The 14,866-nt window shown below is 68.2% G+C and carries 11 protein-coding genes and 1 tRNA gene; 2 read left to right on the forward strand and 10 right to left on the reverse strand.

Annotated elements, in window-relative coordinates; genetic code table 11:
* The 10 genes from HUU96_RS03245 to lon all read right to left on the reverse strand — a co-directional run.
* Nucleotides 1-245: pilus assembly FimT family protein (locus HUU96_RS03245; protein WP_174291428.1), on the reverse strand; the 245-nt coding region annotated here is incomplete at its 3' end.
* Complete coding sequence (gene gspG, locus HUU96_RS03250; protein WP_174291429.1) at nucleotides 214-657, reverse strand: type II secretion system major pseudopilin GspG; 444 nt, start codon at nucleotides 655-657, stop codon at nucleotides 214-216. The genes gspG and HUU96_RS03245, both read right to left, overlap by 32 nt.
* Before the next feature lie 79 nt (nucleotides 658-736).
* Nucleotides 737-1,963, reverse strand: a complete 1,227-nt coding sequence (gspF, locus tag HUU96_RS03255; protein ID WP_174291430.1) for a type II secretion system inner membrane protein GspF — start codon at nucleotides 1,961-1,963, stop codon at nucleotides 737-739.
* A gap of 127 nt (nucleotides 1,964-2,090) precedes the next feature.
* Nucleotides 2,091-3,575: a GspE/PulE family protein gene (locus HUU96_RS03260; RefSeq protein WP_438827055.1), complete on the reverse strand. Its 1,485-nt coding sequence runs from the start codon at nucleotides 3,573-3,575 to the stop codon at nucleotides 2,091-2,093.
* Entirely contained in the window at nucleotides 3,572-5,791 is a 2,220-nt protein-coding gene (gene gspD / locus HUU96_RS03265; protein WP_174291431.1) for a type II secretion system secretin GspD, read from the reverse strand. The genes HUU96_RS03260 and gspD overlap by 4 nt, the downstream gene beginning before the upstream one ends.
* Nucleotides 5,788-6,603: a type II secretion system protein N gene (locus tag HUU96_RS03270; protein ID WP_174291432.1), complete on the reverse strand. Its 816-nt coding sequence runs from the start codon at nucleotides 6,601-6,603 to the stop codon at nucleotides 5,788-5,790. The genes gspD and HUU96_RS03270 overlap by 4 nt, the downstream gene beginning before the upstream one ends.
* Before the next feature lie 118 nt (nucleotides 6,604-6,721).
* Nucleotides 6,722-9,340: a TonB-dependent receptor gene (locus HUU96_RS03275; RefSeq protein ID WP_174291433.1), complete on the reverse strand. Its 2,619-nt coding sequence runs from the start codon at nucleotides 9,338-9,340 to the stop codon at nucleotides 6,722-6,724.
* A gap of 198 nt (nucleotides 9,341-9,538) precedes the next feature.
* Nucleotides 9,539-9,613: transfer RNA gene (locus HUU96_RS03280), tRNA-Val, on the reverse strand.
* A gap of 107 nt (nucleotides 9,614-9,720) precedes the next feature.
* The gene (locus HUU96_RS03285; protein WP_174291434.1) at nucleotides 9,721-9,993 is read right to left on the reverse strand and encodes an HU family DNA-binding protein; all 273 of its coding nucleotides are present in this window, start codon (nucleotides 9,991-9,993) and stop codon (nucleotides 9,721-9,723) included.
* A 102-nt stretch (nucleotides 9,994-10,095) separates the two neighbouring features.
* Entirely contained in the window at nucleotides 10,096-12,492 is a 2,397-nt protein-coding gene (gene lon, locus HUU96_RS03290; protein WP_174291435.1) for an endopeptidase La, read from the reverse strand.
* A 122-nt stretch (nucleotides 12,493-12,614) separates the two neighbouring features.
* Between lon and HUU96_RS03295 the strand changes: the two genes are divergently transcribed.
* Both HUU96_RS03295 and HUU96_RS03300 read left to right on the forward strand, forming a co-directional pair.
* Nucleotides 12,615-14,336 (forward strand): M1 family metallopeptidase, encoded by a 1,722-nt coding sequence (locus HUU96_RS03295; protein WP_174291436.1) that lies wholly within the window; start codon nucleotides 12,615-12,617, stop codon nucleotides 14,334-14,336.
* The coding region (locus tag HUU96_RS03300) for a Bug family tripartite tricarboxylate transporter substrate binding protein (protein WP_254604935.1) at nucleotides 14,282-14,866 on the forward strand (585 nt) is incomplete at its 3' end. The genes HUU96_RS03295 and HUU96_RS03300, both read left to right, overlap by 55 nt.

Below are 14,866 nucleotides of genomic sequence, written 5' to 3' on the forward strand. Positions count from 1 at the left end.
CCGCCCGCCGTCACCCAGACGCTGACCGGCCGCGCCTCGACGATCGCCTTGTCATGGGCGGCGCGCACCCGCAGCGCGAACCGCGCCGCCTCGTCGCTCACTCGGCCGGCGGGATCGGGCAGCGACCACGCCACCGCGCCTGCCGCCAGCGCGATCACGGTGATGACGACCATCAGCTCGACGAGGGTGAAGCCCCCCTCCCGCGCTGGCGGCTTATTGCGGTGCCCAGTTGCCGATATCGGCATCGGTGCCCGTGCCTCCTTCCTTGCCGTCCGCGCCGTAGCTCCAGACGTCGACATCGCCATGCGTGCCCGGCGAGGCATAGAGGTACGGGTGGTTCCAGGCATCGCTCGGCACCTTGCCGCCCTTCAGATACCCGCCCGGCCGATAGCCCGCAGCGGCAACGCCGGCCGGCGCGCGGATAAGCGCCGCCAGCCCCTGCGAGGTGGTCGGGTAGGCCCCGTTCTCCAGCTTGTAGGTTTCGAGCGCGCCCTCGATGGTCGAGATGTCCGCCCTGGTCCGCACCACCCGCGCCTTGTCGCCCGACGGCAGCACGTTGATCGCGACGATGGTGGCGAGCAGGCCGATGATGACGATGACGACCATCAGCTCGACGAGAGTGAAGCCCTCTTCGTCATGCCGGACTCGATCCGGCATCCCGCTTCCCTCGTCGGCGAAAGAAGCGGGGCCCCGGCTCAAGGCCGGGGTGACGTGGGAAACGCGCATGTCACTCACCTCACTGCCCCGCCAGCGTGTTGAGCTGCAGGATCGGCAGCAGGATCGATAGCACAATCGTCGCCACCACGCCGCCCATCACGACGATGATCGCCGGCTCCAGCAGCGACATGGCGGTCGCGGTGAAGCGGTCGAACTCGCGCTCCAGGTAATCCGCCGCCCGCTCCAGCATCTCGTCCAGCCGTCCCGCCGCCTCGCCACTCGCGGCAAGATACGTCAGCAGCGGCGGGAAGACGCCGGTGCGCCGCATCGCGCTCGACAGGCTCCCGCCGCCGCGAATCGCGGTGACGATCTCATCCGACGCCTGGCGCAGCCGGCGGTTGTGAATGGTGCCGCCGGTCAGCGTCAGCCCTTCCAGCAGCGGGAGGCGGCTCGCCACCATCGTACCCAGCGTGCGCGCCATCCGTGCCGCGTGCAGGTCGCGCAGCAGCCGCCCGAGCAGCGGCACCCGCAGCAGCGCGGTATCCACCGCCAGCCGGATCGCCGGGTCCTTGAGCGCGTACCAGCCGCCGATGCCCAGCGCCGCGACGACCAGCAGCATCACCCACCACCAGCCGACCAGCACCGCCGACACGCTGATCACCAGCCGGGTCAGGAACGGCAGCTGCTGGCCGACCGTGTCGAACTGCTCGACCACCTGCGGCACGACGAACATCATCAGCGCGGTGACGACGCCCAGCGCCACCACCGCGAGGATGGTCGGATAGGCGAGCGCGGTGACCAGCTTGCCGCGAATCTCCGCCTGCCGCTCCAGCAGCACCGCCAGCCGGTCGAGGATGGTCGGCAGCGTGCCGGAACTCTCCCCCGCCGCGACCATCGCCCGGTAGAGCGAGGGGAAGGACTTGGGCGCGCGCGCCATCGCGTCGGCGAGGCGGCGGCCCTCGACGACGCCGGCATGGACGTCGGCGACGATGCCGCGCACGCTCTCCTGCTCGGTCTGGCGGGTGATGGTACGCAGGCTCTCCTCCAGCGGCGACACGCGGCTGAGGGTGGCGAGCTGGCGCGTGAAGAGAGTGAGCTGCTTGCCGCTGATCTTCGGCGTGCCGAGTTGCAGCCCGAACAGCCCATGCGAGCGGGCCACGGCCGGTGCCTCGCCAGGGTCAATCCGCACGACGTACAAACGCTGCCGATCGAGCCGCGCGCGGGCGGCGTCAAGGCTGGCGGCGGCGACATGGCCGTGCCGTTCCTGCCCACGCGTGTCGATGGCGGTGTAAGCGAAGTCAGCCATGGCTACTCACCCTACCCTTCGGCGCTGCGCGCCTCTCCCTCTCCCGCCGGGAGAGGGAGGGAGCGGCGAGGATCCCATGAAAGTAATATTTTCACGGGCACCCGAAGCCGCGGAAGGGTGAGGGTGACTACGCATCGACGATAGTCAACTCTGCCACATCCGCCGCATCCCTGCGCGACACCCGCACCGCCTCCTCCGCCGTCGTCTCGCCCGCCAGCACCAGCGCCTTCGCCGCTTCCGCCAGCGTCGGCGTGCGCGCGAAGGCGTGGGCCGCGATCGCCGCCTCGTCGCCGCCGTCGTTGATTAGGCGGCGCACGGTGTCGTCGACGCGCACCGCCTCGAACACGCCGATCCGCCCCTTGTAGCCCGAATGCCCGCACGCCTCGCAGCCGCGCGCGACATGGACCGTCGCGGCCGGGTCGATCCCCAGCAGCGGTGCCACTGTGTCGCGCGCCGGCACCGCCTCACGGCACACCGGGCACAGCCGCCGCACCAACCGCTGCGCAATCACCGCGCGCAGCGTCGAGGCGAGCAGGAACGGCTCGACCTTCATGTCGCGCATCCGCGTCAGCGCGCCGATCGCGTCGTTGGTGTGGACGGTCGACAGCACCAGATGCCCGGTCAACGACGCCTGCACCGCGATCTCGGCGGTTTCGCGGTCGCGGATCTCGCCGACCATCACCGTATCGGGATCCTGGCGCAGGATCGCGCGCAGCCCGGCGGCGAACGTCAGCCCGACCTTGGCGTTGACCTGGGTCTGGCCAATGCCGTCGACGGCATACTCGACCGGGTCCTCGACGGTCAGGATGTTGCGGCTGCCGTCGTTGAGCAGGCGCAGCGCCGCGTACAGCGTCGTCGTCTTGCCGCTGCCGGTCGGGCCGGTGACGAGGATGATGCCGTTGGGTTCGGCCATCGCCTCGGTCAGCAGGCGGTGCATCGCCGGCGTGAGGCCGAGCGCCTCCAGGTCGATGCCGGCATTGTCCTTGTCGAGAATGCGCAGCACCACCCGCTCGCCGGCGCGCGACGGCAGGGTGGAGACGCGCACGTCGAGCAGCTTGCCGCCCAACGTCAGTCCCATCCGCCCGTCCTGCGGCACGCGCCGCTCGGCGATGTCGAGGCGGGCCATCACCTTGACGCGGCTGACCACCACCGGGGCGACGTGCGCCGGCATCCGCAGCGTTTCACGCAACACCCCGTCGATGCGCATCCGCACGACAAGGCCGGTCTCGTAGGGTTCGATGTGGATGTCGGACACGCCGTTGCGCGCGGCGTCGGCGATGATGCCGTTGATCAGCCGGATGGCGGGCGCGTCGTCGGCGGTGTCGAGCAGGTCCTCGGCGGTGGGGATGCCCTCCGCCAGGCTGTCAAGCTCACCCATGCCGACCGCGGCGGCGGCGGTCGCCTGGCCATCCATCGCGTAGTTGTCGGACAGGAGGCGGTCGAACGCGGCCGGCTCGACGGTCGCGACCTCGAACGGCCGGCCGAGAAAGCGGCGCAGCTCGATCAGCGCCTTGGCGTCCGCGCCCGCCCGCATCGCCACCATGGGCCCGTCGAGCACCACCCCGAAACGGCGGGCAAAGGCGTAGGGGACGATGGTCGGCGCGCTGCTCACTGCCGCTTGATCCTGACCTGGCTGGTCGAGTTCCTGACCACCGGCACCCCCACGCGCGGGTCCTCGATGCTGCCCGGCATCGGCGCTGGCGGCAGCGGCGGGGCCGCGCCCATATAGTCGCGCACCAGCTGGTCGATCGACGGCTCCTCGTTGGGCATCGCCAGCCCCTGCTGCACGCGCAGATAGCCATAGCGCTGCTCGGTGATGCGGCGGCTGTCCTCGGCGTTGCGCAGGATGGTAGGGCGGATGAAGATCATCAGGTTGGTCTTGGTACGCGATTTCGCCTTGGACTTGAACAGGTTACCGACCACCGGGATATCGCCGAGCAGCGGGATCTTCTCGATCGTCCGCCGCTCGTTGTCGTCGAGCAAGCCACCGATCAGCGCGATCTGGCCGTCGTCGACGGTCTGCGTCGTCTCCACCTCGCGCTTGTTGAGGATGAGGTCAGAACTGCCGCTGGTCACCGGTCCCGAAATCGAGCTGACCTGCTGGTGGATGAACAGCTTGATCGCGCCCGACGAGTTGATCTGCGGCTTCACCTCCAGCTGGACGCCGACATTCTCGCGCTGGGTGGTGCGGAACGCGTTGTTGAGGTTGGCGCTGGCCAGCGACACCGCCTCGCCGGTGGTGATCGGCACCTCCTGCCCGACCAGCAGCCGCGCCTCGGTATTGTCGATGACGACGATGTGCGGGACCTGGAGCAGGTTAGAGGTGGTGTCGCTCTTCACCGCGTTGATGATCGCGCCGAAGATGGTGTCGCCAATCCGCGTCGCGCCGCCGCCAAACCCGCCGGTCGCGCCCAGGATCGAGGTGATCGCCGACTGCGCCAGCGTGTCGGACAGCGTCGTGTCGGTGCTGGTCACGACCGTCTCGCCAGTGACGGTGGTGCTGGTGGTGGCAAGCTGGCGCGCGCCGATCGCGCCGGCGATCTGAAGGATGTTGGGGGCCGAGTTGCTGAAGGTGGAGGCGGCGAACGCGCCGCCCTTGGTGTTGCCGAGCACGAACTGCGCGCCGAGCTGGCTGGCGGTGGCGTCCGACACCTCGGCGACGATCGCCTCGACCAGCACCTGCTCGCGGCGGGTGTCGAGCTGCCGGATCACGTCCGACAGCTGCCGCTGGATGTCGGCGGGAGCGGCGATGACGATCGCGTTGGCCCCGACGAAGCGGGTGACGACGGCGGCGGTACGCCCCCCTTGCGTGGTGATCGCCGCCGTCTGCGGGGTGCCCCCGGCAGAGGTCGGCTGCTGCTGCTGCGGGGTCGGCTGGGTCTGGACGAGGTTGGTGTTGGTGCCGGTCGCGTTGGTGTTGCTGGTGCCGAAATTGGAGCGCGACAGCGTCGCCTGCGGCACCGGGTCGGGTGCCTGGCCGACCAGCTGCTGCAGGACGGGCAGGAGCTGCCCCGCATCGGCATTCTCCAGGAACACGACGCGGATCTGGGTGCCGCTCTTCGCCTTCTGGTCGAGGTCGATCGCCACCGCCGCCAGCCGCGCGACGCCCTGCGGATCGCCGCGCAGCGCGATCGAGTTGGAGCTTTCGACCGCGATCACCGACACGCCGGGGCCGTTGCCGACCGCTCCCGCCGGCGCACCTGCAGCTCCGCCGCCGGCCAGCGCCTGCAGCGCGGTCGCAATCTCGCGGGCGTTGGCGTTCTTGAGGGTGACGACCCGCGTCGAGGCCGAGTCGGTGTCGATCCGCGCCAGCACCTCGCGCACACGGCGGATATTGTCGGCGAAGTCGACGATCACCAGGCTGTTGCCGCCGCGATTGGCGGTGACCGCGCCCTGCTGGCTGACCAGCGGCCGCACCGTCTCGATCGCCGAGGCTGCATCGATCGCGTGGAGCCGCACCACCTCGGTGACGAAGCTGTTGCGGCCGACGGTGCCGGTGCCGACGCGCGTTGGCTGGCTGGCGGCGTTGTCGATCGGCTGGACGCGCAGCACGCCGTTGACGCTGGGCACCGCGACCAGCCCGTTGGCGCGCAGCGTCGACAGGAACACCTCGAAATATTCGGATTTGGACAGCGGCCGGTCGGTGACCACCGTGACCTTGCCCTGCACGCGCTGGTCGATGATGAAGGTGCGGCCGGTCACCTTGGCGGCGTCGGCAATGAAGGCGCGGATGTCGGCGTCGCGGACGTTGAGCGTGGTCTGGGCGGTCGCGGGCGACGCGATCGGGGCGAGCGCCAGGGCGAGAGCGGCGAGGGTGAGCCGCCTCACTTGGCCGCCCCCAACGGGATCGACAGCGACAGGGTCTGGGTGCCGCGCTCCACCACGACCGGCACGTTGCCGCCGCCGGCATAGTCGGTCGCGACCCGGTCGAGGTCGGCAGGCCCGCTCACCGGCCTTCCGCCGATCGCGGTGACCACGTCGCCCTCGCGCAGCCCCGCCTGCCGGAACACCGCGCCCGAGCCCTGCGCGTGCACCGCCAGCCCGCTGATCCGTCCACCGGCGAGACGCGGGACGAAACCGATCTCGCTCTGCAATCGCACGACCGCAGGAGCGGCGATCGGTGCCGCACCGACGGGACGCGCGGCGGGAGCGCCCGGCACGACCGGCGCGGCCCCGCCCGACTGGTCGAGGAACAGGTCCTCCGCCGCGCCGCCGCGGTCGAGGGTGACATGGTCGAACGCCACCGCCTTCAGCTTGACGCCGGGCGCGACCTCCTCGCCGATCGCGACGCTTTTCTGGATGCCGTCCGGGCCGGCGACGATCGCCGAGCCGCGACCCATCGCCTCGTCGATGCGGGTGCCGTACAGCGTCAGGCGAAGCGACGTGACCTGCCCTGGTCCGGCTTCACCGCTCAGGCGAAAGAACGGATCGAAGCCGGTCAGCACGTCATAGGCCGATCCCGGCAGCGCCGCCGAGGCCGGTCGCCAGTCGCCGAGCGGCGACACCGGCGTCGCCACCGTCCACACCAGACGCGCGCTCTGGATTCCCAGCGCCGCGATCAGCGCCAGCTCGGCCGTCGAATACGCGCTCGGCATCCGGCGGAGCAGCCGCCGCGCCCTGCCGTCCAGCCTCAACCGCATGACCGCGCACCCGTCCCACTCATGCGCTCACGCATCGCAGTTTGCGCGCCCGCGTCAAGCACTTGGGCAGCGACGGGGAGGCGGGCGCGATGGTCCGTGCCCGCTCCCCGTCCGGCGATCAGAACTTCGCCGCCAGCTCCAGCCCCCAGGTCCGCGGCGTGTTGAGGTTGCCATAGTCGCCGAGGATGCCGCCATAGGCGGTGGACGCGAGGTTCGGGCCGTTGAAGTTGCGCACCGGCGACGAGTTCGCGTCGGAGCGGCGATAGATATAGGTGCGGTCGAACAGGTTGCGGGTCCACACCGACACGGTGACCTTGTTGCGATCGGTCACCGCGATATCGGCGAGCGCGAGCCGGCCGTTGACGATGAAGCTTGAGTCAGTCTTGGTCGGCTCGGCCTCGAAGCTGTATTGCTTGCTGGCATAGTTGGCGTCGAGGTGGAGGCGCACGCTCGCGCTGCCGACGTTGACCGGCATGACATAGTCGATCGCGCCCGATGCCGCGTGCTTGGGCGTGTAGACGATAAACAGGCTCTGGGTGACGCCGGTGAGCGGGTTGGTCGCGGTCGGCTGGTCGAAATAGGTGTAGGCGTAGGAACCGCTCAGCGTCAGCTGGCGGATCGGCTTGATCGTGCCGTCGATCTCGACACCGCGGATGTGGTTGGTGCCCTGGGCGTTGATCGCCTCCTCCAGATGGCTGTTGACGGTCGGGCTGGCCGGATCGGTGTCGAACAGATCAAAGTCGAACTGGGTGTTGCGCCGGTTCTCGATATAGCCGGCGACGTTCACGCGGGCGCGATGGTCGAACAGGTCCATCTTCGCGCCGATCTCGTAGGATTTGACCGACTCCGGCCCGAAGGAGTCGAAGCGCTGCGAGCGGTCGTCGGCACCGCCGGCGCGGAAGCCGGTGGAGTATTTCGCGTAGAGATGGATGTCCGGAGTCGCGTCGAACAGGACGTTGACCAGCGGGTCGAAGCGATTGGTCTCATTGGCGAAGGTGAAGTTGGTCGGCAGGTTGTTGACTGTGTAGAGCGTCCCGTGGCGTTTGTCCTTGGTGTAGCGGCCGCCGGCGGTGATATGCACCGTCTCCAGGAAGTCGGGCGTGTACGTCGCCTGGCCGAACGCCGAGTAGTTGTGGTCGTTCGCGGTGCTGTTGCGGGTCACGAACTGCGAGCCGACCTGGACGCCCTGGTTGGTCGAGGACACCGTCGGCAGGACGATGGGGCTGAGGATGGTGTAGCCGGTGCCGTCGAGGTTCCACAGGTTGGTGGTCGGCGTCGCGGCGTACTCGGTCGCGTGCTCCTCGAAGTAATAGAGGCCCGCGACATAGTCGAGCTGCGGGATGCTGCCGACCGCCTGGAACTCCTGGCTGAACTGGTGCTGGCGCAGGAACGACAGGCTGTAGCGGCTGAACTTGCCGCTGTTGCTCGTCGCGAGGTTCTCGCCGGTGAAGGACGGCGCGAACGGGGTGCGCTCGGGGCCGCCGCTATTATCATACTGGTCGGTGTGGACGCCGCGCCAGGCGGTGATCGAGCGCAGCTCGATCTCGGGGGACAGCTTGTACTTGAACGATGCCGACGCGCCATGCGTCTTGTCGGTGCTCTGCTGCTGCGGCACGCCGACATCGGCGACATACTGGCGGCCGGGATGGACGCCGACGATCGGCGACTTGGGCGCGATACAGGGATTGGTCACGCCGCCCGGATTGACCGCCGCCGTGGCGGCGATGGCGACGTTGCAGCGCGTGCCGTTGTAATAGAGCACGGGCGTCGCATTGGTGGCGCTGGTCGCCGCGTAATTGCCGACATTGTAGCCGTTGGGATTGTAGTTCAGCAGCTGGCTGAACATCGGCGTGTTGTCGTCGCGCGCATAGTCGAACGCGAAATCGGCGGTCAGGCCCTCCAGCGGCTCCCAGCGCGAGGCGATGCGGCCGCCCTTGCGGTCGTAATAGTTCCAGCCGGTCGAGCCCTGCAGCGGGTCCTTCACCGTCGGATCCTGGTGCTGGTAGACGCCGTCGATCTTGAGCGAGATGTTGTAGAAGCTCGGCAGGTCGAGATGGATTTCGGCATTGTGGCTGCCGAAATTACCGACGCCGCCGACAACACGGCCGTCGAACACGCCGGTCGGGGCCTTGGTGACGAGGCTCAGCGCGCCGCCCTCGGTGTTACGGCCGAACAGGGTGCCCTGCGGACCCTTCAGCACCTCGATCCGCTCGATGTCGAACAGCGCCGCGTTGAGCCCCTGCGTTTTACCGAGCGCGATACCGTCGATATAGACGCCGACACCGTTGTCGCGCGCGGTCTGGTTCTGGTCATAGGGGACGATGCCGCGGATGCCGATGGTCAGCGCCGACTGGCGCGCCTCGAAGGTGGCGACGCGCAGCGACGGCACCGAGCCGTCGGCGAGGTTGAACAGGCTGAGGACGTGGCGATCCTCCAGCGCCTGGGTGTTGAGCACGCTGATCGAGATCGGCGTCGACTGGAGGTTGGTCTCGCGCCGGGTCGCGGTGACGACGATGTCGCCGATCTGGCCGGTGTCCTGGCTCGAGTCGACGGCACCGGTGGTCTGCTCGGCCGGAGCGGCGCTGCCGGTACCGGCGGAGACCGGGTTGCTCGCCGCCGGGCCGGTCGAAGACGGCTGCTGCGGGTGGGCCTGCGGATCGGAGACGACCTGCGCAAACGCCTGACCGGCGAGCAGGAACGACAGGACGGCGACCGAGGCCGACGCGGCGAGCTTCATCGATATTCCCCTTTACTCCCCCCGCATCGCGCGGAAGTTCTGAGGCGCGGCCTAGGGGAGGCGTGGGACGGTTCGGTGACTCTGATTTGACAGTTCGGTGACAGCGGCTGCGAGCGCGCGAATGTTGCCGATCCGCCACTCGCTGGATGCACCGGTGCGAAGGCAAGCTTGCGCCTGCTGCCGACGAGGAGGCAACGATGGTGGGCGCGACAGGGATTGAACCTGTGACCCCACCCGTGTGAAGGGTGTGCTCTACCGCTGAGCTACGCGCCCGAGGTTCTCGGCGAACCTGTCGGAGGCGGCGCGTCTAGCCAAGCTCGCCGACCATGTCCAGCATCGTCTTGGCTCGCCGGCTGTGGCCGGCGGAGCCGGGGTCGATCTTAGTTGACCGAGTCCTTCAACCCCTTGCCCGCCTTGAACTTGGGCTGGCTCGATGCCTTGATCGTCATCGGTTCGCCGGTCCGCGGATTGCGGCCGGACGATGCCTTGCGCTTGGAGATCGAGAAGCTGCCGAAACCGACCAGACGGACCTCGTTGCCCTTCTTCAGCGACGCCGAAATCGCATCGAACACCGCCTCGACCGCCTTGGACGCATCACCCTTGGTGAGGCCCGACGTATCGGCCACCGTCGCAATCAGCTCCTGCTTGTTCATGCTACTCGTCCCCCCGGAAATTGGGCACCGCCAGACTCGCCGGCGGTCGCCCGAATAAAGAACATGACCTTGATACGAGTCAACCTCGCGTCCGGCTTCGCCTCAATGATGGACCTCGCCACCGACCGGTGCCACGCCTGGGGGTGGTAGCGCCGCAAGCTCGTCCGCATCGGTCCAGTCGATCGCCGCCAGCGGCTCGGTCAGCGCGAGGCGCAGCACCTCGTCGACATGGCTGACCGGCACGATGGTCAGCCCGTCCTTGATGTTCTGCGGGATGTCGGCGAGGTCCTTCTCATTCTCCTGCGGGATCAGCACGGTGGTGATGCCGCCGCGCAGCGCCGCCAGCAGCTTCTCCTTCAGCCCGCCGATCGGCAGCACGCGGCCGCGCAGCGTCACCTCGCCGGTCATCGCCACCTCGCGGCGGATCGGCACCCCGGTCATGGTCGAGACGATCGAGGTAACCATCCCCACTCCTGCGGACGGACCGTCCTTGGGCACCGCGCCCTCGGGCAAGTGGATATGGACGTCCTTGCGCTGGAACAGCGACGGCTTGATGCCGTAGCTCGGCGCGCGCGCCTTGACGAAGCTGAAGGCGGTCTCGATCGACTCCTTCATCACGTCGCCCAGCTTGCCGGTCAGCTTGGCCGCGCCCTTGCCGGGCACCGTCACGCTCTCGATGGTCAGCAGCTCGCCGCCGACCTCGGTCCAGGCGAGGCCGGTGACCGCGCCGATCTGGTTCTCGGTCTCGCTCAGCCCATGGCGATACCTCTGTACCCCGGCGAACTCGGCGAGATTGTCGGGCGTCACGACGATGCTGGTCGCCTTGCCCTCCAGGATGCGGCGCAGCGCCTTGCGGCACAGCTTGGCGATCTCGCGCTCCAGCGTGCGCACGCCGGCCTCGCGGGTGTAGCGCTGGATCAGCGCACGCAGCCCCTCGCGGGTCAGCTCGAACTCGCCGGCCTTCAGCCCATGCGCCTCGATCTGCTTCTCGACGAGGTGGCGGGTCGCGATCTCCAGCTTCTCGTCCTCGGTATAGCCCTCCAGCCGGATGATCTCCATCCGGTCGAGCAACGGCTGCGGCAGGTCGAGCGTATTGGCGGTGCAGACGAACATCACGTCGGACAGATCGATGTCGATCTCCAGATAATGGTCGTTGAACTTCGCATTCTGCTCGGGGTCGAGCACTTCCAGCAGCGCCGATGCAGGATCGCCGCGGAAATCCTGGCCGAGCTTGTCGATCTCGTCGAGCAGGAACAGCGGGTTGGAGGCACCCGCCTTTTTCAGGTTGGTGACGATCTTGCCCGGCAGCGAGCCGATATAGGTGCGGCGATGGCCGCGGATCTCGGCCTCGTCGCGCACCCCGCCCAGCGACTGGCGGATGAACTCGCGCCCGGTCGCCTTGGCGATCGACTTGCCCAGGCTGGTCTTGCCGACGCCGGGCGGGCCGACGAGGCACAGGATCGGGCCTTTCAGCTTGTTGGTACGCGCCTGCACGCCGAGATATTCGACGATCCGGTCCTTGACCTTCTCCAGCGCGTAATGATCCTCGTCCAGCGTCACCTGCGCGGCGGCAATGTCGCGCTTGATCTTCGACTTCTTGCCCCAGGGCAGCCCGAGCAGCACGTCGAGATAATTGCGCACCACCGTCGCCTCGGCGCTCATCGGCGCCATCGTCTTCAGCTTCTTCAGCTCGGCGGTCGCCTTGGTCCGCGCTTCCTTGGACAGCTTGAGCGTTGCGATCTTCCCAGTCAGCTCGGCGATCTCGTCGCCGTCGCCTTCCTCGTCGCTATTGCCCAGCTCACGCTGGATCGCCTTCAGCTGCTCGTTAAGGTAATATTCGCGCTGGGTCTTCTCCATCTGGCGCTTGACGCGGCTCTTGATCTTCTTCTCGACCTGCAGGACGCCGAGTTCGCCCTCCATCAGCGCGTACAACATCTCCAGCCGCCTGACCGGGTCGATCTCGACCAGCAGCGCCTGCTTGTCCGCGACCTTGACGGCGATGTTGGCGGCGATCGCATCGCCCAGCTTCGATGCCTTGAGGATCTCGCCCAGCTGCTGCGCGGTTTCAGCGGGCAGCTTCTTGTTGAGCTTGGCGTAATTCTCGAACTGGTTGACCGCGGAGCGCATCAGCGCCTCGGCCTCGACGCCTTCGGCCTCACGATCCTCCACCATCTCGACGGTGGTCGACAGATAGGCCCCGTCCTCGCTCAGCTCGGCCAGCCGCGCGCGCTGCTTGCCCTCGACCAGCACGCGCACCGTGCCGTCGGGCAGCTTCAGCAGCTGGAGCACCGTCGCGGTGACGCCCATCTCGTACAGGTCCTCGCGGGCAGGATCGTCCTCCGACGGGTCGAGCTGGGCGACGAGGAAGATCTCCTTGTCGGCGGCCATCGACGCCTCCAGCGCGGCGACGGATTTGTCGCGGCCGACGAACAGCGGCACGATCATGTGCGGGAAGACGACGATGTCGCGCAGCGGCAGGACGGGGTAGGTCTGGGTCATGGATGCTCCGGTGGGCGTCGAACAAGCGCCCTTGCTGGCCACTATATGGTGAGGGTTGCGGTTCCATCAATCGGCAGTCGTTGCCGCTTTCGAGAGCCGCGACGAACCGCTACGGTAGCGACATGATCGCTCTCGCCCTCCTTCTCGCCGCCACGCCGACCCTCCCTAAGAAGGGCGAACCGCCGATCAGCGCCCAGACCGCGCGCTCGGGCGGCCCGATCGATCCAGAGCAGGCGAAGCTCGGCTTCGACGCCGCCGACCTCGCGATCGAGGTGCTGCCGGCGACCGAGACGCTGAGCGGGGTCGCGACGCTGACCTTCACCGCCAAGGCACCGCTGACCCGGCTGCTGGTCGACCTCGACCGCAACCTGCCGGTCAGCGCGATCAGCATCGACGGCACGGCGCTGGCTCCCGCGGCGTGGAGCAATCCCGAGGGCAAGCTGGCCATCACCCTGCCCCACCCGGTCGCGGCGGGAGCCAAGGTCGTCGCGCGGATCGCTTATGCCGGCCAGCCGCACATCGCGGTCAAGGCCCCTTGGGACTCGGGCGTGGTCTGGGCGACGACGCCCGGTGGTCAGCCCTGGTTCGCGACCACCACCGAGGGCTATGGCTGCGATCTGTTCTGGCCGTGCCTAGATTATCCGACCGGCGAGCCGGACCAGGTGACGATGCACATCACCGTGCCGCCGGGGCTTAAGGCGCCGTCGAACGGCGTCCTCACCGGCGTCGACACGCTGGCCGACGGCCGCACCACCTGGAACTGGCGCGCGCGGCACCCCAACACCTATGCCGTCGCAATCAACGTCGGGCCGTATGAGGTGATCGAGGGCAAGTATAAAAGCCGGTTCGGCAACGTCATCCCGATGTACTACTGGTATCTGCCCGGCGAGAAGGCGAAGGCGGAGAAGCTGTTCGCCGAGTTCGCGCCGACGCTCGACTTCTACGAGGACATCGTCGGCCCCTATCCGTGGGGCCACGAGAAGGTCGGCGTGGTCGAGACGCCGCACCTCGGTCTCGAGAACCAGACGATCAACGCCTATGGCAACGCCTATGCCAAGTCGATCGACGGCTTCGACTGGTTGTTCCAGCACGAGTTCGGCCACGAATGGTTCGCCAACCAGATGACCGCCGCCAACTGGGACGACTATTGGCTGCACGAAGGGTTCGAGGAGTATATGCAGCCGCTCTACGGCCGCTGGCGCGAGGGCGAGGCGCGCTATGCCAAGATGATGGACGACCAGCGCGCCAAGATCATGAACAAGGCGCCGATCATCAGCGGCAAGCAGCGCACCGAGGAAGAGGTGTATGACGAGAAGCTCGGCGGCCCGTCGCAGGACATCTATTACAAGGGCGCGTGGATGCTGCACACGCTGCGCTGGGAGATCGGCGACGCGGCGTGGCAGCGGACGCTGCGGCTGCTGGTCTATGGCCGGCCCGACCCCCGGCCGGGCAATTTCGCGCCGCGCTATGGCTCGACCGCCGATTACGAGCGTGCCGTGCGGACGGTGACGGGGCGCGACTATGGCTGGTTCTTCGACGTCTATCTGCGCCAGGCGGCGCTGCCCGACCTGATCCAGACCCGCACCGCGGGCGGCCTGCAGCTGCGCTGGCAGGCACCAGGCGGCAAGCCCTTCCCGCTGCCGGTCGAGGTGTCGGTCAACGGGCGGATCGTCCGCGTGGCGATGACCGGCGGGCGTGGTTTCGTCGCCGCGCCAGCGGCGGCACGGGTGCTGGTTGATCCGATGGCGCGGGTGCTGCGCCGGTCGGTGGCGGTGGAGGAGTTGCAGGCATGGCAGGCGGAACGACGGGCGGCAGCGGCAACCGCGGCGGCGGCGAAGCGGTGAGCGAGCCGGCGGGCGACGGCCCGGCGATGCTGGCGCTGAAACGCTCGGCGGAGATGGCAGCGGTGTTCATGATCGGCGATGGCGCGCTTGGCCTGCTTCAGGCCAGCCGCCATGTCGGCTTGTGGCGGTCCACCGTACCGGCGGTCGACCTGCTGGTGCGGTCGAAGGCGGACGGCTACACGCTCATGCAGGCGGAGAACACCACGCTCGCGTTCAACGAGCATCTCTTTCCCAACCTGCCGTACAGCCCCGACAAGGACTTCACCTACATCGCATCCATCGGACGGTTTCCGCTCGCGCTGGTCGTGCACCCGAGCTTTCCGGCGAAGAACCTGGCCGAGTTCATCGCCCATGTGAAGGCGAATCCGGGGCGGGTGAACTATGCGTCGCCGGGCAACGGCACGGCCCACCACATGGCGATGGAGCTGTTCAAGCAGCGGACGAACCTGGACCTCACGCACGTGCCGTACAAGGGCATCGCGCCGGCCATGCAGGACCTGTATGGCGGCCAGATCCAGGTGATGATGCTC

The sequence above is a fragment of the Sphingomonas bacterium genome (assembly GCF_903644135.1).
GTDB lineage: Bacteria > Pseudomonadota > Alphaproteobacteria > Sphingomonadales > Sphingomonadaceae > Sphingomonas.